The organism is Bradyrhizobium barranii subsp. apii (genome assembly GCF_011516635.5).
In the GTDB taxonomy this organism is placed as follows: Bacteria; Pseudomonadota; Alphaproteobacteria; order Rhizobiales; family Xanthobacteraceae; genus Bradyrhizobium; species Bradyrhizobium barranii.
In genome coordinates this window covers 3094990-3117525 of the sequence record NZ_CP096255.1, presented here as the reverse complement: position 1 = coordinate 3117525, position 22536 = coordinate 3094990, and the positions used below count along the sequence as shown (strand labels likewise).

General features: G+C 65.7%; 15 protein-coding genes and 2 pseudogenes. 9 read left to right on the top strand and 8 right to left on the bottom strand.

Annotated elements, in window-relative coordinates; translation table 11 throughout:
• Positions 1-15 precede the first annotated feature (15 nt).
• The 3 genes from HAP41_RS14790 to HAP41_RS14780 are packed head-to-tail and all read right to left on the bottom strand — an operon-like array spanning position 16 to position 3769.
• A complete protein-coding gene (locus HAP41_RS14790) occupies positions 16-2391 on the bottom strand; it encodes a xanthine dehydrogenase family protein molybdopterin-binding subunit (protein WP_166100576.1) in 2376 nt (791 codons plus the stop codon).
• Entirely contained in the window at positions 2388-2912 is a 525-nt protein-coding gene (locus tag HAP41_RS14785) for a (2Fe-2S)-binding protein (RefSeq protein WP_166100578.1), read from the bottom strand. Before HAP41_RS14785 ends, HAP41_RS14790 begins: the two co-directional genes overlap by 4 nt.
• Positions 2909-3769 carry an FAD binding domain-containing protein gene (locus HAP41_RS14780; protein ID WP_166100580.1) on the bottom strand — a complete coding sequence of 287 codons (861 nt, stop codon included), beginning with the start codon at positions 3767-3769 and terminating at the stop codon, positions 2909-2911. The genes HAP41_RS14785 and HAP41_RS14780 overlap by 4 nt, the downstream gene beginning before the upstream one ends.
• A gap of 257 nt (positions 3770-4026) precedes the next feature.
• Between HAP41_RS14780 and HAP41_RS14775 the strand changes: the two genes are divergently transcribed.
• Positions 4027-4647 carry a TetR/AcrR family transcriptional regulator gene (locus HAP41_RS14775; RefSeq protein WP_166100582.1) on the top strand — a complete coding sequence of 207 codons (621 nt, stop codon included), beginning with the start codon at positions 4027-4029 and terminating at the stop codon, positions 4645-4647.
• Between the two features lie 7 nt (positions 4648-4654).
• On the opposite strand, the gene hutU is transcribed toward HAP41_RS14775, so the two are convergent.
• The 3 genes from hutU to hutI are packed head-to-tail and all read right to left on the bottom strand — an operon-like array spanning position 4655 to position 9109.
• Positions 4655-6325 carry a urocanate hydratase gene (gene hutU, locus HAP41_RS14770; protein ID WP_166100584.1) on the bottom strand — a complete coding sequence of 557 codons (1671 nt, stop codon included), beginning with the start codon at positions 6323-6325 and terminating at the stop codon, positions 4655-4657.
• A 13-nt stretch (positions 6326-6338) separates the two neighbouring features.
• The gene (hutH, locus tag HAP41_RS14765; RefSeq protein WP_166100586.1) at positions 6339-7898 is read right to left on the bottom strand and encodes a histidine ammonia-lyase; all 1560 of its coding nucleotides are present in this window, start codon (positions 7896-7898) and stop codon (positions 6339-6341) included.
• Complete coding sequence (gene hutI, locus HAP41_RS14760; protein WP_166100589.1) at positions 7895-9109, bottom strand: imidazolonepropionase; 1215 nt, start codon at positions 9107-9109, stop codon at positions 7895-7897. Before hutI ends, hutH begins: the two co-directional genes overlap by 4 nt.
• Positions 9110-9191: 82 nt before the next feature.
• Between hutI and HAP41_RS14755 the strand changes: the two genes are divergently transcribed.
• The 7 genes and pseudogenes from HAP41_RS14755 to HAP41_RS14725 all read left to right on the top strand — a co-directional run bounded on the left by HAP41_RS14755 (position 9192) and on the right by HAP41_RS14725 (position 17359).
• Positions 9192-10550 carry a formimidoylglutamate deiminase gene (locus HAP41_RS14755; protein ID WP_166100591.1) on the top strand — a complete coding sequence of 453 codons (1359 nt, stop codon included), beginning with the start codon at positions 9192-9194 and terminating at the stop codon, positions 10548-10550.
• Entirely contained in the window at positions 10547-11275 is a 729-nt protein-coding gene (gene hutC, locus HAP41_RS14750; RefSeq protein WP_166100594.1) for a histidine utilization transcriptional repressor HutC, read from the top strand. The genes HAP41_RS14755 and hutC overlap by 4 nt, the downstream gene beginning before the upstream one ends.
• A 105-nt stretch (positions 11276-11380) precedes the next feature.
• Entirely contained in the window at positions 11381-12325 is a 945-nt protein-coding gene (locus tag HAP41_RS14745; RefSeq protein WP_166100596.1) for an ABC transporter substrate-binding protein, read from the top strand.
• Positions 12326-12397: 72 nt separating this feature from the next.
• A pseudogene (locus HAP41_RS14740) lies at positions 12398-13170 on the top strand (ABC transporter permease).
• Positions 13167-13952 carry an ABC transporter ATP-binding protein gene (locus tag HAP41_RS14735; RefSeq protein WP_063981932.1) on the top strand — a complete coding sequence of 262 codons (786 nt, stop codon included), beginning with the start codon at positions 13167-13169 and terminating at the stop codon, positions 13950-13952. Before HAP41_RS14740 ends, HAP41_RS14735 begins: the two are co-directional and overlap by 4 nt.
• Positions 13945-15177: pseudogene (locus HAP41_RS14730) on the top strand (hydantoinase/carbamoylase family amidase). The gene HAP41_RS14735 and the pseudogene HAP41_RS14730 overlap by 8 nt, the downstream one beginning before the upstream one ends.
• A gap of 1021 nt (positions 15178-16198) precedes the next feature.
• Positions 16199-17359 (top strand): MFS transporter, encoded by a 1161-nt coding sequence (locus HAP41_RS14725; RefSeq protein ID WP_071911513.1) that lies wholly within the window; start codon positions 16199-16201, stop codon positions 17357-17359.
• A gap of 6 nt (positions 17360-17365) precedes the next feature.
• On the opposite strand, the gene HAP41_RS14720 is transcribed toward HAP41_RS14725, so the two are convergent.
• Complete coding sequence (locus tag HAP41_RS14720; protein ID WP_166100599.1) at positions 17366-18355, bottom strand: Bug family tripartite tricarboxylate transporter substrate binding protein; 990 nt, start codon at positions 18353-18355, stop codon at positions 17366-17368.
• A gap of 298 nt (positions 18356-18653) precedes the next feature.
• Between HAP41_RS14720 and HAP41_RS14715 the strand changes: the two genes are divergently transcribed.
• The gene (locus tag HAP41_RS14715; RefSeq protein ID WP_166100601.1) at positions 18654-21491 is read left to right on the top strand and encodes an ATP-binding protein; all 2838 of its coding nucleotides are present in this window, start codon (positions 18654-18656) and stop codon (positions 21489-21491) included.
• 45 nt (positions 21492-21536) lie between these two features.
• Here HAP41_RS14715 and HAP41_RS14710 read toward each other — a convergent pair whose 3' ends face one another.
• On the bottom strand, positions 21537-22475 hold the full coding sequence (locus HAP41_RS14710; protein ID WP_166100604.1) for an aldo/keto reductase: 939 nt from the start codon (positions 22473-22475) through the stop codon (positions 21537-21539).
• Positions 22476-22536: the final 61 nt, after the last annotated feature.

The window sequence follows — 22536 nt, the reverse complement described above, 5'->3', positions numbered from 1 at the left end:
TCCAACTAACTTTTTTTAGAAGCGTTTCAGGGCTTTCAGGACTTTTATGGGCGTGATCGGGATCGAATTGATCGTCGCGCCGAACGGCGTGAGCGCGTCGTTGACGGCGTTGAGCACGCAGGCGGAGGCCGCCGCCGTGCCGGCCTCGCCAACCCCCTTGGCTCCGAGCACGGTGTCGGCGGTCGGCGTCTCGACGTGGCCTATGACGATGTCGGGCATCTCCATCGGCATCGGAACGAGGTAGTCGGCGAGCGAGCCGTTCATGAGCTGACCAGTCTCGCTGTAGCGGCATTCCTCGAACAGCGCGGCACCCAGCCCCTGCACGATGCCGCCGCGAAGCTGCTCGTCCACCAGCATCGGATTGATGACGCGGCCGCAATCCTCGACGATGAAGTGCTTCAGCACCTTGATGAAGCCGGTCTCGACATCGACCTCCAGCGAACAGCCCTGGATGCCGTTGGTGAAGGCGAACGGATAGCCCTGCGGCGCGAAATGATGGCTGACGGTGAGCTGCGCCTGCGTACCCGGCGGCAAGGTGTCGGAGCGGAAATAGGCGATCCGCGCGATCTCGGAGATAGGCAACCGCTGGTTCCGGGTCACGGCGTCGACGACCTCGCCATCGATGATGTCGAGTGCCGAGGGCTGCTCCTGAAGAATGAGCGCGGCAATCTCCAGAATATTGCGCTTGAGCACGCGCGTGGCCTGCAGCGCGGTCTCGCCGCCGATGCCGGCGCCACGGCAGGCCCAGGTGGCGCCGCCATGCGGCGTCACCTCGGTATCTCCCGTGATGACCTTGACGTGTTCCTGCGCAAGGCCGAGCTGATCGGCCACGATCTGGCTGATGATCGCCTCGGTACCCTGCCCCTGCTCGGTGACCGAGATCAGGCAGCGGACCTCGCCCGACGGCGTCAGGCTGAGGATCGCGCCGTCCTGCGACGAGATGCGCGCGCCGCCGACGCCGTAGAAGGCCGGGCTGGGATTGGTGATCTCGACGAAGGCCGCAATGCCGATGCCGCGATAGATGCCGCGCTTGCGCAAATCGGCCTGCTCGGCGCGCAACGCCTCATAACCCATCATCTCGTGCAGGCGCTTCAGGCAGGCCTGATGCGACAGCGCCTCGAAGCGATAGCCGGTCGGCGAGGTCTGCGGATAGGCATCGTCAGCGATAACGTTCTGCGCGCGGATGGCGAAGGGATCGAGGCCAACCTTGACCGCCGCCATGTCAACCAACCGCTCGGTGACGGCGCAGGCGATGGGATGGCCGACGGCGCGATACTGGCTGGTCTGCACCTTGTTCTGGAAGATCACCTCCAGCGTGGCGCGATAGTTCTTGAAACGATAGGGCGCGCCGATCAGGCGGATCACCTGGTTGCCCTCGACCACGCTGGTGCGCGGATAGGTCGAGAACGCCCCGATCGCGGTCAGGTCCAGCACGTCCATCGCCAGAATCTCGCCCTTGGCATCGAGCGCCATGCGAGCGCGGACGCGATGATCGCGGGCGTGGATGTCGGAGACGAACGACTCGATGCGGTCGGCGACGTATTTGACGGGACGGCCGAGCAGGATCGACAGGCCGACCACCGCCATGTCCTCGTGATAGACATGCAGCTTCATCCCGAAGGAGCCGCCGATGTCGGTCGCGATCACGCGGACGCGGGCCTCGGGGATGCCGTAGTGGCGCGAATAGAGATCCTGAAACTGGTAGGGCGTCTGCGTCGCGTGATGCACGGTGAGCGCGCCGGCGGCGGGATCGTAGTCCGCAACGATGGCGCGCGGCTCCAGCGTCACCGCGGTGTGGCGGCCGAAGGAGAACTCTTCTTCCACCACGTGCGCGGCATGTGCAAATGCGTCATCGACCGTGCCGTTGTCGAGCTGGCTGCGGAAGCAGGTGTTATTTGCGGTGCCCGGATTGATCAGAGGTCCACCGGCCTCTCGCGCGCTGTCGATATCGACCACGACGGGAAGATCCTCGTAGTCGATCTCGATCAGCTCCAGCGCATCTTCCGCGATCGCCCGGCTCTCGGCGACGACGGCAACCACAGCCTGCCCGGCCCAGACCACGCGGTCGAGCGGCAGTGGCAATTGCGGAGCCGACGTCATGCCCTTGAAGTGGTCGAGCGTGCCGGTCCAGGGCGTGCAGATCTTTGCGAGGTCCTCGCCGGTGGCAACGAGATGCACCCCTTCGAGCGCGCCCGCTTGCTCGGTATTGATGGCGACGATCTTCGCGTGCGCATGCGGACTGCGCAGGAACGCGGCATGGAGCATGCGCGGCAGGCGGAGGTCGCTGACATAGCGACCGCGGCCGGCGAGCAGCCGCTTGGCGTTCGGGCGCGGCACCGAGCGGCCGATATAGGAATTCGGGCGGTCGAGCGAGGTCAGCGGCGCGCTCATGTCGCGCCTCCATCTTCATTGCGCGCTTTGGCCACCGCGTCGATGGCGTCGACGATCGCCTCATAGCCGGTGCAGCGGCAGTAATTGCCCGACAGCGCGTCGCGGATTTCGTCGCGGCTCGGCCGCGCCACCTGCGAGAGCAGTTCATGGGCATTGACCAGCATGCCCGGCGTGCAGAAGCCGCATTGCAGCGCGTTTCGGCGATGGAATTCGGCCTGGAGATCGGCGATCACGCCGCTCTCGGTAAGACCTTCGATGGTATTGATCTTGGCGCCATCGGCCTGCACTGCAAAGATCAGGCAGGAGTGCACAGCGCGGCCGTCGAGCTGCACCAGGCAGGCGCCGCAGGCCCCCATCTCGCAGCCCGCATGCGTGCCGGTCAGTTCGAGCGCGTTGCGCAGGCAATCGACCAGCGTCTCGCGCGGCGCCACCTCGCAGGTGACCTTGCGGCCATTGACGACGAAGCGGACCCGCACGGTCTCGTCGGGGTCGTCCAAAAGGGTTTCGTCAAAACCGCTCATGCGCCCTCACCCAGACGTCCGAGCAGGCGGCCGAGCAGCACGCGGGCGAGATGCCGCCGCATCGCCGGCGGCACCTCGTCGCTGTCCGGCGGGGCGAGATCGCCTTCGAGCGCAGCTTGTGCGGCGGCGATACGCTCAGGATCCAGGTTCGAGCCGATCAGGGTTGCCTCAGCGCCCTTCACCCGCGTCGGTGTATTGCCGACCGAGAAGAAGGAAACGCGGATGTCGTCGATGCGTTCGGCTGTGAAAGTCGCAAGCATGCCGCACCCGACCAGAGCATAGTCCCCGCGCCGGCGCGCCAGCTCGTCGAACGCAAAACGCTGATCAGCTTTGAACAGCGGAACATAGATCGCGGTGATCAGCTCACCGGGCTGCAATGCGGTCTCGAACAGCTCGACGAAGAAGTCGTCGGCTTTCACACGCCGGCTGCCGGAAGGGCCGGCGATTTCGATCTCGGCATCGAGCGCCAGGGTCATCGCCGGGAATTCGGAGGCAGGATCGGCGAGCGCGACGCTGCCGCCAATGGTGCCGCGGTTGCGGATCGCGGGATGGGCGACAAAAGGCGCAGCAGCATGCAGCAGCGGCGCGAATTCGGCGATCAGCGGCTCACTCAGCATCTCGCAATGGCGCGTCAGCGCGCCGATGCGCAAGTAACCGCCTTCGCGCCGGACGCCGCGCAACTCGCCAATATGGGTGATGTCGATCAGCAGCCGCGGCGCTTGTAGCCGCAGCGATAACGCCGGCACGAGGCTCTGGCCCCCGGCAATGAAGCGCGCGTCATCGCCAGCGCGGGCATGAGCATCCAGCGCCTGGTCGATCGTCGCAGCACGAAAATAGCTGAAAGCCCTCGCCTTCACCGCCGTTTCCTCGAGATCCGTCGGCTCATCAGCCGGGATGCCAGATTTGTAACCATCTGGTCTCAAAATCCTGACACGCCGCCGGCAGGCGGTCAACAGGAAATGACCATTTGGTCACAAATGCACCTTTGGGCTAAGAAGGCAGCCGGAGATTGCTAAGCAGCGACGAAATGGCCCGAAAAGCGCAGAAACCAGCGAAGCGACCGGTCCGGAAGCGGACGGACACAGGCAGCAAGTCCGCGCCAAAGCGCCGCAACATGCGTGCGGCCGACCGCGAGCGCGCGATCGTGGACGAGGCGATCCGCTTCTTCGCCGAGCATGGCTTCGAGGGCCAGACCCGCGAACTCGCCAAACGCATGGGCATCACGCATTCGGCGATCTATCGCCACTTCCCGAGCAAGGAGGCGCTGATCGAGCGGGTCTACCAGGAGGTCTATCTCAGCCGCTGGTCGCCCGACTGGGGGCCGATGATCCGCGACCGAACCTTGCCGCTCGAGGCGCGGCTGACGCGCTTCTATCTCGACTATGTCGAACGCGTCTTCGAGTACAATTGGGTGCGGATCTTCGTCTTCTCCGGCATGAAGTCGTTCGGCATCACCGGCCGCTATCTCGACATTGTCCGCCGCGAGATCATCGAGCCCGCGGCGGCCGAGCTGCGCCACGATCTGAAGCTGCCCGACGCGAAGTCCCATCCGCTCAGCGAACGCGAGACCGAGCTGTTCTGGGGCCTGCACGGCCGCATCTTCTATCTCGCCATCCGCAAGTTCATCTACGAGACGCCGATCCCGCCCGATCTCGACGCGATCATCCGCGACGCCGTCCAGACCTTCATGGACGGCGCGAAGATGACGATGCCGAAGCTTTTGGCGCGCGACTGAAGCGTAACTACTTCGCCAGGCTCGGCAGATCGAGCCCCTTGTCGCGGGCGCAGTCAATCGCGGTCTCATAGCCCGCGTCTGCATGGCGCATCACACCGCTGGCGGGATCGTTCCAGAGCACGCGCTCGATCCGCTTGGCCGCTTCCGGCGTACCGTCGGCGACGATCACCATGCCGGCATGCTGCGAGTAGCCGATGCCGACGCCGCCGCCATGGTGCAGCGAGACCCAGGTCGCGCCGCTGGCGCAATTGAGCAGTGCGTTGAGCAGCGGCCAGTCGGACACAGCGTCCGATCCGTCCTTCATCGCCTCGGTCTCGCGGTTGGGACTCGCCACCGAGCCGCTGTCGAGATGATCGCGGCCGATCACGATCGGCGCCTTCAATTCGCCGCGCGCCACCATCTCGTTGAAGGCTAGGCCCAGGCGATCTCGGTCGCCGAGGCCGACCCAACAGATCCGCGCCGGGAGGCCCTGGAACTTGATGCGTTCCTTGGCCATGTCGAGCCAGTTGTGCAGATGCTTGTCGTCAGGCATCAGCTCCTTGACCTTCGCATCGGTCTTGAAGATGTCCTCGGGATCGCCCGACAGCGCAGCCCAGCGGAACGGCCCGACGCCGCGGCAGAACAGAGGGCGGATATAGGCGGGCACGAAGCCCGGGAAATCGAAGGCGTTCTTCAGGCCCATGTCCTGCGCCATCTGGCGGATGTTGTTGCCGTAGTCGAGCGTCGGAATGCCCTGCGCATGGAAATCCAGCATGGCCTGGACGTGCTCGACCATCGACGTCTTCGACGCACGCTCGACGGCTTTCGGATCGGAAGCGCGCTTGGTTTCCCAATCGGCGAGCGTCCAGCCCTTTGGCAAGTAGCCGTTGATCGGATCATGCGCGCTGGTCTGGTCGGTGACGATGTCGGGCTTGACGCCGCGGCGCACCAGCTCGGGGAAAATCTCCGCGGCATTGCCGAGCAAACCGACCGATATTGCCTTCCTGGTCCTCGCCGCCTCTTCCATGATCGCCAGCGCCTCGTCGAGCGTCGCGGCCTGCCGATCGAGATAGCCGGTGCGCAATCGCATCTCGATGCGGCTCGGCTGGCATTCGACCGCGAGCATCGAGGCGCCCGCCATGGTCGCGGCCAGCGGTTGCGCGCCGCCCATGCCGCCGAGGCCGGCGGTGAGAATCCATCTTCCCGCGAGGCTGCCGCCATAGTGGCGCCGGCCGACCTCGACGAAGGTCTCGTAGGTGCCCTGCACGATGCCCTGGCTGCCGATATAGATCCAGGAGCCTGCGGTCATCTGGCCGTACATCATCAGGCCCTTGCGATCGAGCTCGTTGAAATGATCGAGCGTCGCCCAATGCGGCACGATGTTGGAGTTCGCAATCAGGACGCGCGGGGCATCGGCATGGGTACGGAAGACGCCGACCGGCTTGCCGGACTGGACCAGCAGCGTCTCGTCATTCTCGAGCTTGCGCAAGGCCGCCGTGATGCGGTCAAAGCTCTCCCAGTCGCGCGCGGCGCGGCCAATGCCGCCATAGACGACGAGCTCGCTCGGACGCTCCGCGACATCAGGATCGAGATTGTTCATCAGCATGCGCAGCGGCGCTTCCGTCAGCCAGCTCTTGGCGCTGATGTCGCTGCCGCGGGGGGCGCGGATGGTGCGGTCATTGTCCAGTCGGCGGTTCATGCGGAGCACCTCTTTAGTCAAGTCTCGGGAACGGATCGGTTGGAAGCGCCGCGATCGCCACGGCCGGTAGCACATCGGCTTCGATCAGCGCAGCCGCCTTGGCGAGATCGCCGGCCATGTAGCGGTCGGCGCCGAGCGCGGGCACATGCTCGCGAAGCGCAGCGATGACGGCAACGAGTGGGGCGCTGGTCGCATGCGGCGCGCGCAGCGTGATGCCTTGTGCGGCGACCAGGAGCTCGATGCCGAGGATGGCGGCGAGATTGTCGGCCATATCGGAGAGGCGACGCGCGGCGTGCGCGGCCATCGAAACATGGTCTTCCTGGTTGGCGCTGGTCGGTGTCGAGTCGATCGAGCAGGCAGCCGCACGCTGCTTGTTCTCGGCGTAGAGTGCGGCAGCCGTGACCTCGGCGATCATGAAGCCGGAATTGATGCCGGGGTCCGGCGTCAGGAACGGCGGCAGACCGAAATTGAGCGCGGGATCGACCAGCGTCGCGATACGCCGCTCGCTGATCGCACCGATTTCCGACAGCCCCAGCGCGATCGTATCGGCGGCAAAGGCGACCGGCTCGGCGTGGAAATTGCCGCCGGAGACGATCTCGCCGGTCTCGACCAGGACGAGCGGATTGTCGGTGACGGCATTGGCTTCGACGATCAGCGTGCGCGCGGCCTGCGTGATCAGGTCGAGCGCAGCGCCCGCGACCTGCGGCTGGCACCGCAGGCAATAGGGATCCTGCACGCGCTCGTCACCCTCGAGATGCGACAACCTGATATCGCTGCCGTCGAGCAACGCGGTCAACGTCGCGGCGGCAGCGATCTGTCCGGCGTGACCGCGCAACGCCTGAATCTCGGGGCGGAACGGCGCCGTCGAGGCCATTGCGGCATCGACTGACAGCGCGCCGGTGACAAGCGCGGCGCGAGCCAGGCGAAACGCGCGCAGCACGCCGGAGATAGCGTAGGCGGTCGAGAACTGCGTGCCGTTGATCAGCGCGAGTCCCTCCTTGGGACCCAGCGTCAGCGGCGCGAGACCGGCGACGGCGAGTGCCTCACGGCCGGAGACAGTCTTGCCATCGACGATCGCCTGCCCCTCGCCGATCATCACCGCCGTCATGTGTGCGAGCGGCGCAAGATCGCCGGAGGCGCCGACCGAGCCTTGCTGCGGCACCAGCGGATAGACGTCCTGCGCCAGCATGGCCTGCAACTGCTCGATCACCTCGCGACGCACGCCGGAGGCACCGCGGCCGAGCGAGACGATCTTCAGCGCCATCATCAACCGTACGATCGGCTCCGGCGTGGCCGGGCCGACGCCGCAGCAATGCGAGACGATGAGATTGCGCTGGAGCAGCGCGGTCTGGTCGGGCGGAATGCGCTTCGAGGCCAGTTTTCCAAAACCGGTATTGATGCCGTAGACCGGCGCGGCGGCGTGTGCTGCCTTTGCGACGATCTCCGCCGCCGCCTCGACGCGCGGCCAGAATGACGGGTCGAGTACGACGGATTGTCCCTTGAGCACGCGCGCGAGATCGTCGAGGCTGACCGTTCCCGGCTTGACGACGATCGCTGCGCCCTGTTCCGTCACTGTCGCCTCCACACCCGGCGATGCAGCGGATTGAAGCCGATGCGGTAGACGAGCTCGGCGGGCCGCTCGATGTCCCAGATCGCGAGATCGCACCACTTCCCTGCTTCCAGCGTGCCGGTCTCATTGAGCACGCCGAGCGCACGCGCGCCTTCACGGGTGACACCAGCGAGGCATTCGGCCACCGTCATCCGGAACAGCGTCGCGCCCATGTTCATCGTGAGCAGGAGCGATGTCAGCGGCGAGCTGCCGGGATTGCAGTCGGTCGCGAGCGCCATGTGGACGCCGTGCCTGCGGAACGCCTCGACCGGAGGCTTTTGCGTCTCGCGAATGAAATAGAAGGCGCCGGGCAGCAGCACGGCGACTGTTCCGGCCTTCGCCATCGCGGCAGCGCCGGCCTCGTCGGTGTGCTCGAGATGATCGGCGGAGAGCGCCGAGAATTTTGCGGCAAGCGCAGCGCCGCCGAGGTTCGACAGCTGGTCGGCATGGAGCTTGACCGGCAGCCCAAGGCCCCTCGCCGTCTCGAACACCCGCGCGGCCTGCTCGGCCGAGAACGCGATACCTTCCATGAAGGCATCGACGGCATCGGCAAGACCGGCCTTTGCAACGGCCGGCAGCATCTCATGACACACGAGATCGATGTAGCGATCCTTGTCACCGCCGGCCTCCACAGGCAGCGCATGCGCCCCGAGAAAGGAGGTGCGGATCGCAACCGGCCGCTGACGGCCGAGGATGCGCGCCGCTGAGAGCTGCCGCATCTCGGTCTCGACATCGAGGCCGTAACCGGACTTGATCTCGATGGTGGTGACGCCCTCGCCGATCAGCGCATCGAGCCGCGGCAGCGCGCTGGCAACGAGCTCGGCCTCGCTCGCCTTGCGCGTCGCGGCGACTGTCGCGACAATGCCGCCACCGGCGCGCGCGATTTCCTCGTAGCTTGCGCCCTTCAGGCGCAGCTCGAATTCATGCGCGCGGTTGCCGCCATAGACGAGATGGGTATGGCAATCGACGAGGCCGGGCGTGATCCAGCGCCCCTCGCAATCGATCCGCTTGATCGCATCCGCATCACCAGGAAAATCCGCCGCCGCGCCCGCATAGACGATATGGCCGCCGCGCGTGGCGATCACGCCATGCTCGATCTCGCCGAGATCGGGACGGTCGGCCCGCATCGTGGCGAGCCGGGCGTCGTGCCAGATCCGGTCGAAGCGCTCTGCCATGCAATGGTCCCTTCGTGGGATGCTTGACTTATATGTCTAGACATATAATCGTGGGGCGGTTCTGTCCAGCCGGCGTGTAATCATGACCCGACTGCATTTCGCCTCCGCGCTCCTGCCTTCCGGCTGGGCCAATGACGTGCAGATGGTGATCACCGCCGGCGCGATCGCCGAGGTGACGCCGGGCGTGGCGCCGGCCGCCGGCGACGAGCGTCATGGAATTGCGCTTCCGGGGTTGGCGAGCCTGCACAGCCACGCATTCCAGCGCGGCATGGCGGGGCTGGCCGAACTGCGCGGCGATAGCACCGATACGTTCTGGACCTGGCGCGACACGATGTATCGTTTTGCGCTGGCGATGACGCCGCACGACGTCGCCGCCGTTGCGACGCTGCTGTATGTCGAGATGCTCGAACAGGGCTTTACCCGCGTCGGCGAATTCCACTACCTCCACCACAATCGTGACGGCTCTCCTTATGCCGACCTCGCGGAGATGGCTGCCCGCATTGCACAGGCCGCCGAAGCTTCCGGCATTGCGCTGACGCTGCTGCCGAGTTTTTATGCGCACGGCTCCTTCGGTGGCGCCGCACCGCATGCCGGACAACGCCGCTTCATCTGCTCGGTCGATCAGTTCGCCGCGCTGATGGCAGCGTCACGCAAGGCGATCAGCAGATTGCCGGGCGCCAATATCGGCATCGCACCGCACAGCCTGCGCGCGGTGACGCCGGACGAACTCGCGGCGATCATTCCGCTCGCGGATGGCGGGCCGGTGCATATCCATGCCGCCGAACAGGTGAAGGAAGTCGAGGATTGCCTCGCCTGGTCGGGACGACGGCCGGTGCAATGGCTGCTGGAGCACGCGCCGCTCGATCAACGCTGGTGCCTGATCCACGCGACCCATACGACGGATGCGGAAGTCACCGCGTTCGCGAAGACCGGTGCGGTGGCCGGTCTCTGCCCCATCACCGAGGCCAGTCTCGGCGACGGCATTTTTCCGGCGCGCGAGTTCGTCGATGCCGGCGGCGCGTTCGGTGTGGGCACCGACTCCAACGTGCTGGTCGGCGCAGCCGACGAGCTGCGTCAGCTCGAATATGGCCAGCGTCTGAAGCATCGCGAGCGCAACGTGCTCTCCGGTGGTGCAGGCCGCTCGACGGGACGTACGCTGTTCGATCATACGCTCGCCGGCGGTGCGCGCGCGCTGGCACAGGCGACGGTTGGCCTCGGGCCCGGCGCACGCGCCGACATCGTCACGCTCGACACGACACATCCGTCGCTCGCGGGACGTTTGCGCGACGCCGCCATCGACGGTTGGATCTTTGCCGGAGGGACCGGCGCGATCGATTGCGTCTGGGCCGGCGGCCACAAGGTCGTCGAAGGCGGACGACACAGACTGCGACAGACCGCGCGCGAGCGCTTCAACGCAGCGGTGCGGAGGCTCGTCGCATGAGCCTGGCCACCGATGCCGCCGACCAGCCGACGCTCTACAAGCGCATCCGCGCCGATATCGAGAAGCGCATCCTGACCGGCGAGTGGCCGCCCGGGCATCGCATCCCGTTCGAGCACGAATTGGTCGCGCGTTACGGCTGCTCGCGCATGACGGTGAACAAGGCGCTGTCGGAGCTCGCGCAAGCAGATCTGATCGAACGGCGGCGGCGCGCCGGCTCCTTCGTACGCCGGCCGCAGCATCAGTCGGCGGTGCTGAAAATCGCAGATATTCGCGCCGAGATCACCGCGCTTGGCCGCGGCTACGGCTACGAGCTGATCGCGCGCAAGCTGCGTGCGGCGACCGCCGCCGACCGCGAGCGTCTTGGTGTCACGAAGGCCGGCAAGGTCGTTGCGATCACCTGCCGGCACAGCGCCGACAAGGTGCCGTTTGCCGTCGAGGACCGACTGATCGATCTGTCCTCCGTACCGGATGCAGCGACCGCAGATTTCTCGCGCGAACCGCCCGGCTCGTGGCTGCTTCATCATGTCCCATGGACGGAAGCCGAGCATACGATCAGCGCCATCGTTGCGGACGATCGCACGGCGGAAGCGCTCGACATCGCCGTCGGCGCGCCTTGCCTCGTGATCGATCGCTATACCTGGCGCAGCGCGCGCACCATCACCGCGGTGCGCCTGCTCTATCCCGGTGACTCTCACCGCCTTGTCGCCCGATTCAAGGGAGGCTGAGAGAACGATGTCGGCACAAATCGTGCAACGCTTCGGGCAACGGTCCATCAGGACCGAATGATTAACAGGGACGTCAATCCATCGATCGGCAAGAGGACGACAATCATGCGTAGTTCGACAATTTTTGCGACAATCATTGCCCTCGCGGCCTCCACTCCGGTACTCGCCGACGACGTCAAGGTCGGCATTGGCATCTCCGGATGGACCGGCTTCGCGCCGCTGACGCTGGCGAAGGAGGCCGGTATCTTCAAGAAGAACGGTCTTGACGTGACGATCAAGAAGATCCCGCAGAAGGACCGCCACCTCGCGATCGCCTCCGGCGACGTCCAGTGCGCGGCCACGACCGTCGAGACCTGGATCTCGTGGAACGCCAATGGCGTTGCGACCAAGCAGATCTTCCAGCTCGACAAGAGCTACGGTGCCGACGGCATGGCCGTGCGCAACGATCTCGCATCGATCAAGGACCTCAAGGGCAAGACCGTCGCGGCCTCCGCGCCCGGCACCTCGCCCTATTTCGCGCTGGCCTGGATGCTGAAGAAGAACGGGCTCTCGGTGAAGGACGTCACCGTCGTGAACCTAGAACCCGCGGCCGCCGCGCAGGCCTTTGTCTCCGGCCAGAACGATGCCGCGATGACCTACGAGCCGTATCTGTCGACGGTTCGCGCCGCGCCCGACAAGGGCAAGATCATCGCGACCACGCTCGACTATCCGATGGTCATGGACACCTTTGGCTGCACGCCGAAGTTCCTCACCGAGAACCCGAAGGCTGCCAAGGCGCTCGCCGACAGCTATTTCGAGGCGCTCGACATGATCGCCAAGGATCAGGCCAAGGCCTATGAGATCATGGGTGCCGATGTGAAGCAGACCGGCGAGGCGTTCGGCAACTCGGCAAAATATCTGCGCTGGCAGGACAAGGCCGCGAACCAGAAGTTCTTTGCCGGCGATTTCCTGACCTTCAACAAGGAGGCCGCCGACCTCCTGCTCGAGATCGGCATCATCAAGGCCGCGCCGAAGGTCGAGGACCTCTTCGACGCGAGCTACATCAAGTAAACCCTTCAGGAGCTGCCGGCCCCGTCTCGCGGCGGGGCCGGAAAACTCGTTCACCGCCCGGATAGATCGTTGATGCGTCCCCTGGATCCCGTGACATCGAAGCAGCGCGTGGCTTACGGCCTCGCGTTCTTCGTGCTGTTCGTCGCCCTCTGGTCGTGGGCAACGCTCGGCGGCCATGTGTCGAAGACCTTTCTCGCCAACCCGCTGACCATGATGCAGGAAGGCTATGACCTGCTCGCCAAGCAGGCTTCCTGTTCGACATCGGCATGACGATCTGGCGCGTCGTCGGCGGCTTCGCGCTCGCTGCGATCATCGCGGTTCCGCTCGGCGTGCTGATGGGTGCCTACAAGCCGGTCGAAGCGTTCCTCGAACCGTTCGTCTCCTTTGCTCGCTATTTGCCTGCCTCGGCCTTTATCCCGCTGCTGATCCTGTGGGCCGGCATCGGCGAATTGCAGAAGCTGCTCGTCATCTTCATCGGCGCGGTGTTCCAGATCACCCTGATGATCGCCGTAACCGTGGGCACCACGCGGCGCGATCTGGTCGAGGCGGCCTATACGCTCGGGGCCAGCGACCGCGGCGTCATCCGCCGGGTGCTGCTGCCCTCCTCCGCACCCGAGATCGCGGAGATTCTGCGGCTGGTGCTGGGCTGGGCCTGGACCTATGTCATCGTCGCCGAGCTGATTGGCTCGTCATCGGGCATCGGCCACATGATCACCGACAGCCAGGCGCTGCTCAACACCGGCCAGATCATCTTCGGCATCATCGTGATCGGACTGATCGGTCTCCTCTCGGACTTCATGTTCAAGGCGTTCAACGCCTGGCTGTTTCCGTGGAGGCTCGCATGACCACGCTGAAGATCGAACAGGTCTCGCGAACCTTCCCCGCGCGCCACGGCAACGCACCGACCAGGGCGCTGGAGCCGACCGACCTCACCATCGGCAACAACGATTTCGTCACCATCCTCGGCCCCTCCGGCTGCGGCAAGTCCACGCTGCTTCGCATCGTCGCCGGTCTCGACCGGCCGACCAGCGGGCGCGTCACGCTCGACGGGCGCGAGGTGACCGGCCCCGGAGCCGATCGCGGCATGGTGTTCCAGTCCTACACACTGTTTCCCTGGTTGAGCGTGCGCGAGAACATCGCCTTCGGCCTGCGCGAGCGCGGCGTGCCCGAGGCGGAGCGCAACAAGATCGCCGATGCCTTCATCCGCCAGGTCGGGTTGTCCGGCTTCGAGAACCACTGGCCGAAGCAGCTCTCCGGCGGCATGCAGCAGCGCACCGCGATCGCCCGCGCGCTCGCCAACGATCCAAAGATCCTGCTGCTCGACGAGCCCTTCGGCGCGCTCGACAACCAGACCCGCGCCTTGATGCAGGAAATGCTGCTCGGAATCTGGGAGCGCGACCAGAAGACCGTGCTGTTCGTCACCCACGACATCGAGGAAGCCATCTTCCTCGGCAGCCGCGTCATCGTGATGAGCGCGCGCCCCGGCCGCATCAAGGCCGAGATCAATGTGGACCTGCCGCATCCGCGCTCCTACAAGATCAAGACCACGCCCGAATTCGTCCAGTTGAAGGAACGGCTGGTCGAGGAGATCCGCACCGAGGCGCTGAAGGTTGCCGAACATGCCTGACACCAAGCCGCGTGCCGATGGGCAACGCGTTCTCGCCGATCTCAATGCGCTCCGTGCCATCGGCGCCTACAAGACCGGCGTGCACAAGCCGACCTTCTCCGAGCCGCACAAGCAGTCGCTCGACTGGCTGGTGCAGAAGCTGCCCGACGCCGGCCTTACCGCCGCGATCGACGGCATCGGCAATGTGTTCGGCACCAGCACGAAGCCGGGGCCGAAGCTGCTGGCGGGATCGCATCTGGAAAGCCAGAACTACGCCGGCTGGCTGGATGGCCCGCTCGGCGTGGTCTATGCGCTCGAAGCGGCCCGCGTGCTCAATGCCGATCCGTCCGTGAAAGGCGCGGTCGAAGTCGCAGCGTGGTGCGACGAGGAAGGACACTTTGGGCACTTCCTCGGCTCGCGCTCCTATGTCGGACAGGTGACCGAGGCCGACATCGATGCCGCCCGCGACCGCACCAGCGGCCGCACCATGCGCGACGCACTCGCCGACATGGGGCTCTCGGGCCGCGCACGCGTCGCTGCCGAGCCTGGACGCCACGTCGGATATCTGGAGGCGCATATCGAGCAGGGCGACACACTCGAAAGCGGCAAGCTCGCGATCGGCGTGGTGACCTCCATCGTCGGCATCTGGCAATACCAGATCAATTTCGTCGGCGAGCAGAACCATGCCGGCACCACCCGCATGGCGGCGCGGAAGGATGCCGGCCTCGCGCTGGCCAAATTCTGCGTGGCGATCGACGAGCGGTTCCCAGGCGCCTGCGGCCCACGCACGGTCTGGACCAGCGGCCGCATCACGCTCGATCCCGGCGCGCCGAGCATCATCCCTGGCTAAGCCGAATTGCTGTTCCAGATCCGCGACGACGATCCGGCTGTGATCTCGCGGCTGGAGCAATTGCTGCGGACCATGGCTGACGAGGCCAGCGCGAAGGGCCCTTGCGCCGTCACCGTGGAGAAGCTGCGGACCGGTGCTCCCGCCATGATGAATCCCGGCATTCAGGACGCAATCGAGGCCGCGAGCAAAACCCTGGCCGGTGGACGGTCCGTCCGCATGCCCAGCGGCGCCGGCCACGACGCGCAGTTGCTTGCGACCGTCATGCCCGCAGGCATGCTGTTCGTGCCGTCGATCGGCGGCATCAGCCACCACTGGACCGAGAACACCGCCGACGCCGACATCGTCACGGGCGCGCAGGTCTTCGTCGACGCCTGCCGGCGGCTCCTGGGTGGTTAGAACGACGTGCCGCCGCCGCATCTGAACTCCTGGACGATGTCATACTGGCCCTTCATGATCGGCACGGCATAGTCGAAGCGCAGCGCTCAACCACACCCGCCTCTGGAATGCTGGGTCGCCCGGTCAAGCCGGGCGATGACAGCGAGTGCTGCAGACGCGCCTTCGCGCTCTCGCGGCACATCTCGCCCGAGCTTTGCTTTGACGTTCCACCCTCGAAGCCAAGAGGGCGCAGGGAAGGCCGGGTGCTGACCTCGCACCCGCGGTCCGCTGCGCGAAAGGTAGCGCAAGGAAACCGCACAGCAGCATACAGGTGGTGCCAATCACTCGGCCTTCCCTGCGCAGTGGTTGGACGGCTTATGCCGTGCTCTCCCGGGAGCCGAGTTCCTTCCGGTCTCCCTCACGCTTGCGAAAGTCACCGACACCGCGCCGGTTGACGCGACTGCCGCATTCGCAAAGCACTTGACCGTAGCAACGACGGCCAGGACCACACGGTTTTGCCGCACGCACGGCCCGCCATTTCGCCGCAGTTTTTCCAGCCCTGTCGACGGAGCCGGAAACTTACAGACGAGACGAACCTGACAGCGCCGCTCATCCAGCACGAAGTTTTGGGCTCACGGAGAGCAATCCGCCCTGCCCTTAACCTCTCTCGCCCGACGCTGCCGCATCCACCGCAAGCCCGGCTCGCGACAGTGACGACACACCCCTCTTGGTGAGCCGGGATGGACGACACATACGCCATTTCCGAATTTCGGTAAAGTGGAATATTATTGCAAGCGCGGCTTGACACCGGCGCAGCTCGGAATGACCCGGTGTTTTGCCCGACGGCCGGGCCCGGCGGCGCGCTCGCGAATCCGGCGGCGCGCTTACGAATATCGTCCCGAACGCAACACGCTTCGGAACCCAGGTTGACGTCGCGCCGTTCTTGAGCACTATCTGCGACAATTCGAGCACGCCTCGGACATAAAGGCGCGGCAATCTCAGGGCTTGTCGATCCGCCCCGCCCTGCTTCCCCGGAGTTCCCATGCATTCTGCCGACCGTCCGGCAACGCGCCTCGCGACGCGGCTCGCCTTTCTCGTCGCGGGCTTCGGCATCGCATGCTGGGCGCCGCTAGTGCCGTTCGCAAAGACGCGGCTCGGCGTCGATGACGGCGTTCTTGGACTGCTCCTGCTCAGCCTCGGCATCGGCTCGGTCGTCGCGATGCTTCTGACCGGAGTCATGAGCGCGCGCTACGGCAGCAAGCCGATCATCATTGCGGGCGGGCTCGGTCTGGCGCTGGTGCTGCCCCTGCTGGCGATCGCGAGCTCGCCGGCAACGCTGGCGCTGGCCCTGTTCGCCTTCGGCGCCGCGCTCGGCTCCATCGACGTCGCCATGAACATCCACGCGGTCGAGGTGGAGCGCGACGCGGGCCGCCCGCTGATGTCTGGCTTCCACGCGCTGTTCAGCATCGGCGGCTTCGCGGGATCCGCCTTGATGACTGCGCTGCTCTCGTTGCAACTCGGCGCGCTCGCCTGCACGCTGATCTGCTCCGTGCTGATGCTGGTCGCGATGCTGGCGGCCTGGCCGCGCTTGCTTCGTTCGGTGCAGGTGCAAGACGGACCGCTCTTCGTGCTGCCGCATGGCTCCGTGCTCCTGCTGGCGCTGCTCGCCGCCATCACTTTCCTCGTCGAGGGCGCGATGCTCGATTGGGGCGCGCTGCTCGTCATCGGCGCCGGCCTCGTCTCGGAAGTGCAAGGCGGGATCGGCTACATCGTGTTCTCGATCGCGATGACCGCGGGGCGGCTCGGCGGCGACGCCGTCGTCGCACGCATCGGGGATCGCGCGACATTGTTCTGGGGCAGCATCATTGCGATCGCGGGCTTCGTAGTCCTGCTCAGGGCGCCCGTAGCGGCGGTCGCCATCGGCGGCTTCCTGCTGATCGGCCTCGGTGCATCGAACCTTGTGCCGGTGCTGTTCCGCCGGGCGGCCAGGCAGACCGTGATGCCCACGGGGCTCGCCGTCGCCGCCATCACGACCGCAGGCTACGCGGGCATCCTCATCGGTCCCGCCGGCGTCGGCTTCGTCGCACGGCTTGGCGGATTGCCGACAGCGTTCTGGCTGCTGGCCGCGCTGATGTGTCTCGTCGCGCTGTCGGCGCGCATGGTCACGGCGGAGGGCCGGCAGACGTCGCGCGTGGAGGCCTGAGCGGCCTCACAAATTGCTCAGCCCGATCGACTTGATCACGGGCGCCAGGCTTGCCGTCGTCGCGTCGATGATGCGCTGGAATTTGTCGGGACTCGAATCGATGTCGGGCTCGATGCCCTGGGCACGGTAGTTTGCCTGCATCGCCGGATCGGCCATCGCGACCAGCGTCGCCTGCGCGATCCGGTCGATGATCGCATCGTCGGTGTGCCTCGGTGCGAAGATGCCGAACCAGCCCTCATAGCGGAGATCCGGCATGCCGGATTCGACCGCGGTTGGAATCTCCGGCGCGCCGCTCAACCGCTTTTCGCTGGTGACCGCCAGCAGCCTGACCTTCCCGGCCTCGCCCAGTTGCTTCAACTGGTCGGACATGACGCCGATGACGAGCGATATCTGGCCACCGGCGAGGTCGTTGGTCGCCTGCGAAATGCCCCGATACGGCACGTGGACGATGTCCAGCGCGCCGGCCTGCTGCTTGAAGGATTCGCCGACCAGATGGTTGCCAGTGCCGATGCCTGGTGTCCCGTAGGACAGTTTTCCCGGATTGTCCCTAGCGTAGACGATCAGCTCACGCAGATCCGCGGCAGGCACCGACGGGTGGACCGCGAAAACCAGCGCGGTGCTGATCAAGCGATAGATGGCGCGAAAATCGTCGACCGAATAGCCGGGATTTTTCGAGGTCAGGGGAATGATGACCTGCGTGCTGCCGTTGCCGAGCAGCAACGAATAGCCGTCGGGCTCCTCGCGCGCGACCGTCGCAGCCCCGATCGCGCCGCCCGCACCGCCGATATATTCCACGAAGGTCGGCCCAAGCAGCGATGACATCTTGTCCACCCAGGGACGCCCGATCTGGTCCCCCGCTCCGCCGGCTCCGTACGGAAGCACCAGACGAATGGGACGAGACGGATAATCAGCGGTTTGTCCGCTGCGCGGGATGGCCGCCAGCGCCGCTGCGCCCGATAGCGCATGGACGAATCGTCGCCGCGAGAAGGAAGCCATGTTCGAATTCCGGAAGTCGGTGGTCACTGTCGAGGCGGGACCGGCTCCCGAACCATCCAGTCTCAGCAATCTGCTACCGCCGTCAATTCGCCATCCGGGTGAGAGCACCGGTGTCATTGCCTTGTCATGTCAACGTAACCCTTTACTTCTTAAGGGTTATTTCGGCGGACCGACCGATCGAAGCCATGCGCGCAGGGCTACCAGCTCTGCCCACTGCTTTCGGCCAGTTTACTGTACGCCTCGTTCTGATAGACCAAAAAGTAATACATTCTGACTCCCGTTGCGGGGGCAATGGCGCGTGCCAGATCGTATCGAAGACTCGGCCATTTCTTTTGGGCCATTTCGACTATTTCCGAAGTCGCGGCTCTTGGAGAAGGAGGGCTCGCCGCTTCACGTCGGCGGCCACGCGCTCGATATTCTGATCTTCCTCGCCGAGCGCCCCGGCGAAGTCATCGACAAGAGAGAGCTGGTCAAGCGCATCTGGGCCGACGTCAATGTCGACGAGGGCAGCCTGCGCTTCCACGTCGCGGCACTGCGCAAGGCGCTGGGCGATACCGGGAAGTCGGCCCGTTATGTCGTCAATGTGCCCGGCCGCGGCTACTGCTTTGTCGCCTCGCTCGCTCACGCGGCCCCGCCGGCCGCTCAGCCCGCCGTGAATATCGCACCTCCCCGTTCCCTTCCCTCGCCGCTCTCGAAAATGCTCGGACGGGAGGAGATCGTCGAGAAGATATCGAACGGGCTTTCGCTGCATCGCTTCATGACGGTGGTCGGCCCCGGCGGCATCGGCAAGACCGCCGTCGCCGTCACCGTCGGGCATCGCAGATCGGCGGATTTCGGCGGGCGCGTATTCTTCGTCGACTTCGGTCCGCTGAGGGATGCCAGCCACATCGCGACCACCATCGCCTCCGCACTGGGACTGACCATCAGCGCGGAGGATCCAACGCCGGCCCTGCTGACATTTCTGAAGACCGGCCCAGCTCTGCTGATCTTCGACAGCTGCGAGCATGTGCTGGATGCGTTGGCACCGCTCGTCGAGCGCATCGTTCGCGACGCACCGCAGCTTCGCGTTCTCGCAACCAGCCGCGAGTCGTTCCGGAGCGATGGCGAAAGGATTTTCCGCCTGTTCCCGCTGGATTGCCCGCCGGAGCGCGAGGACCTGGGAGTCGCCGAGGTCCTCGCTTACCCCGCGGCCCAGCTCTTCGTCGAGCGCATTGCGCAGAGCTCGGCTCCGTTCCAGCTCAGTGCGGAAGAAGCGCCGCTCGTCGCGAGCATTTGCCGGCGCCTCGATGGCATTGCGCTCGCAATCGAGCTCGCGGCCGGCCGTGTCAATGCGTACGGCATTGCCGGCACGGCGTCGCTGCTCGACAGCCGCTTCTCGTTGCAGTGGCGGGGTCGGCGCACCGCCGTGCCACGACACCAGACGCTCGCCGCGGCGCTCGACTGGAGCTACGATCTGCTACCTCCCGCCGAGAGTGCCACGCTGCGACGCCTGTCGGTCTTTGCCGGGCCCTTCGCGCCGGAGGCGGCTGCCGCGGTGGCTGCCGGCGACGGCCTCGGCACGTCCGAAACGCTGGAGGCGATCGACAGTCTCGTCACCAAATCGCTGATCTCGCCATCCGGCTCGCGAACGCTGCGCTACCGCCTGCTCGACACCACGCGCACCTATGCGCATGGAAAGCTGAACGAGCTTGGCGAGACCAGTCAGTTCGCGCGCCGTCATGCAGAGCATTTTCGCGACTTCTTCGAGCGCGCGGAGGCCGATACATCGACGCCGCTGCCGGAATGGCTGAGCATCTATGGCGCGGAGCTGGACAATGTGCGCGCCGCATTGAACTGGGCCTTCGGGCCCGACGGCGACGCTGCACTCGGGATCGCGCTGACGGCGGCTGCCGTCACGCTGTGGGTCCGCCTGTCCCTGTTCGCCGAATGCCGCGAGCGCGCCAAGACGGCGCTCACCGCGCTCGGCGACAGCGGCGACGATCGCATTCGCATGCAACTCCTGTCGGCGCTCGGCTGGTCGCTGATGTATGGCGAGGGCCGCGCCCGCGAGGCGCGTCCGATCCTCGAGACGACCCTGGAGCTGGCTGACAGGCTCGACGACAAGGACTTCCGGCTGCGCGCGCTCTGGGGCCTGTGCATCGACCAGTTCAACAACGGACAGTTCGGCAAGGCCCGTGCGCTCGCCGACCGGTTTGCGAATGCAGCGGCGAACTCGTCGGACAGGACCGATCTCATGCTGGGCGACCGGCTAATGGCGGTGGCGCTGCACTATCTCGGCGATCAGAACGACGCACGGCTGCGCATCGAGCGCGTGAACGCGTCGCTGCACGTGCTGGCGGAGAAGCCGAAGATCTTCCCGCTCGACCTCAGGATATCGACGCAATATTTCCGGGCCCGCATCCTGTGGCTTCAGGGCCTCGCCGATCAGGCCCAGGCGCTCGCCGCCCGAAACATCGAGGAAGGTCGCGCCAACGGCCACGCGCTGACTTTCTGCAGCGTGCTGGGGCAAGCCGCCTGCCCAATCGCCTTCTGGTCCGGCGATTTCGAGGCCGCGGAGCGCCACGGCGCCGAGCTACTCGAACACACCGAGCGCCACGCCATCCGGCTGTGGGGCCTGTGGGCACGGGCCTTCAACGCGGCGGTCGTCGTAAGGCGTGGCGATGTCGCAACCGGCCTGCCGCTGCTGCGCGAAGAGCTCAATCGCGCCGGCGATGCGCGTTTCCTGCCGCGCTTTCTTCCGCTGCTCGGCGAACTCGCCGCGTGTTCAGGCGAGGCCCACCAGGTCGACCGTGGCCTCGACGTGATCGAGGACGTCCTGACCCGCTGCAACGACCGGCAGGAGCTGTGGTATCTGCCGGAACTGATGCGCATCAAGGGTGAATTGTTGCTCAAGAGCCCGCGGCATGCGGGGGACGCCGAGGCGCGCTTTCGCGAGGCCATGGAGATTGCCAACCAGCAGGGCGCGCGGTTCTGGGAGCTGCGCGGTGCGATCAGCCTCGCGCGATTCATGATCGGAGCCGGCCAGAATGCAGAGGCCCTGGCAATTCTCGAACGTGCATGCGGGGCGTTCAGCGAGGGCGCCGGCATCGCCGATATCCGCAGCGCGCGCGATTTGATCGCGCAACTCCGGACTTGACGAGGCCGGCCGAAGGCCTTCGGCTTTCGCACCGCGCCGCGCGCTTCATCCTGCCCGCGGAATAAATCCGGGCACGCCGGTCTCGACCACTGTGTTGAACCGGACATTCGTCGTGATGTGGTCCCGCATCTCCCGCATGGCGTCTGCAGGCAGCGTCGAAATCTCGAAGTTTTCCTCGATCCGCCGAGGATTGGTCGAGGTCGTCAGGAAAGCCGTGCCGCGCTGGACGGCCCAGGCCAGGGCGACCTGAGCCGGCGTCTTGTGCAGGCGCTCCGCGATGGCGGTGATCACGGGGTCAGCGAGGAGGTTCGGCTTCATGGCGTGTCCCAGCGCGGCAAACGCCTGCAGGACAATTCCATGCTCCCGACAGAAGTCGAGCAGCTCCCATTCGGGCAGGTACGGATGCGATTCAACCTGCACCATGGCAGGCCTGATCCGCGCGACCTCGACGATCTCGCGCAGCTTCTCCAAGGTGATGTCCGACAGCCCGATCGACTTGCAATGCCCCTCGTCGACGAGCCGCTCCAGCGCCCCCCATGTCTCCGCCAACGTCACGCCTGAATCATAGATCACATGGCCGCTCGCATCCCTCGGGTCCTGCTCGTCGCCGGGTTGAAAGGCGAAGGGCGTATGGATGATGTGGCAGTCGATCTCGTCGAGTTGCAGCCGCCGGCGACTGGCGTCGAAGGCGGGCCTGACCCGCTCCGGCCGATGATTGGTGTTCCATAGCTTCGTCGTAACGAACAGGTCCTGGCGCCGAAGCGTGCCCGCCTTGAACGCGTCCTGTAGCGCGTCGCCGACGGCCGCTTCGTTGCGATAGCGCTCGGCACAATCGAGATGTCGAAATCCGGCCTCCAATGCAGCCCTGGTGGCCTGCCTGGTCACGAGCGGATCCGGAATGAGCGTGCCAAATCCGACTGCGGGAATCGTCACGGCCTCATGCGTGGGAATTCTCGTGTAACGAAGTGAATCGGAGGTCGTCATGGTGATACTCCTTATTGACTGCTAGCCGCGCGATGCGGACGAAGCGATCGAGGTTGCGGAC

Excerpts from the sequence above, each read along its gene's own strand:
- HAP41_RS14790 (WP_166100576.1), bottom strand. The coding sequence starts at position 2,391 with ATGAGCGCGCCGCTGACCTCGCTCGACCGCCCGAATTCCTATATCGGC.
- HAP41_RS14785 (WP_166100578.1), bottom strand. The coding sequence starts at position 2,912 with ATGAGCGGTTTTGACGAAACCCTTTTGGACGACCCCGACGAGACCGTG.
- HAP41_RS14775 (WP_166100582.1), top strand. The coding sequence starts at position 4,027 with ATGCGTGCGGCCGACCGCGAGCGCGCGATCGTGGACGAGGCGATCCGC.
- hutU (WP_166100584.1), bottom strand. The coding sequence starts at position 6,325 with ATGAACCGCCGACTGGACAATGACCGCACCATCCGCGCCCCCCGCGGC.
- hutI (WP_166100589.1), bottom strand. The coding sequence starts at position 9,109 with ATGGCAGAGCGCTTCGACCGGATCTGGCACGACGCCCGGCTCGCCACG.
- HAP41_RS14755 (WP_166100591.1), top strand. The coding sequence starts at position 9,192 with ATGACCCGACTGCATTTCGCCTCCGCGCTCCTGCCTTCCGGCTGGGCC.
- hutC (WP_166100594.1), top strand. The coding sequence starts at position 10,547 with ATGAGCCTGGCCACCGATGCCGCCGACCAGCCGACGCTCTACAAGCGC.
- HAP41_RS14745 (WP_166100596.1), top strand. The coding sequence starts at position 11,381 with ATGCGTAGTTCGACAATTTTTGCGACAATCATTGCCCTCGCGGCCTCC.
- HAP41_RS14735 (WP_063981932.1), top strand. The coding sequence starts at position 13,167 with ATGACCACGCTGAAGATCGAACAGGTCTCGCGAACCTTCCCCGCGCGC.
- HAP41_RS14725 (WP_071911513.1), top strand. The coding sequence starts at position 16,199 with ATGCATTCTGCCGACCGTCCGGCAACGCGCCTCGCGACGCGGCTCGCC.
- HAP41_RS14720 (WP_166100599.1), bottom strand. The coding sequence starts at position 18,355 with ATGGCTTCCTTCTCGCGGCGACGATTCGTCCATGCGCTATCGGGCGCA.
- HAP41_RS14710 (WP_166100604.1), bottom strand. The coding sequence starts at position 22,475 with ATGACGACCTCCGATTCACTTCGTTACACGAGAATTCCCACGCATGAG.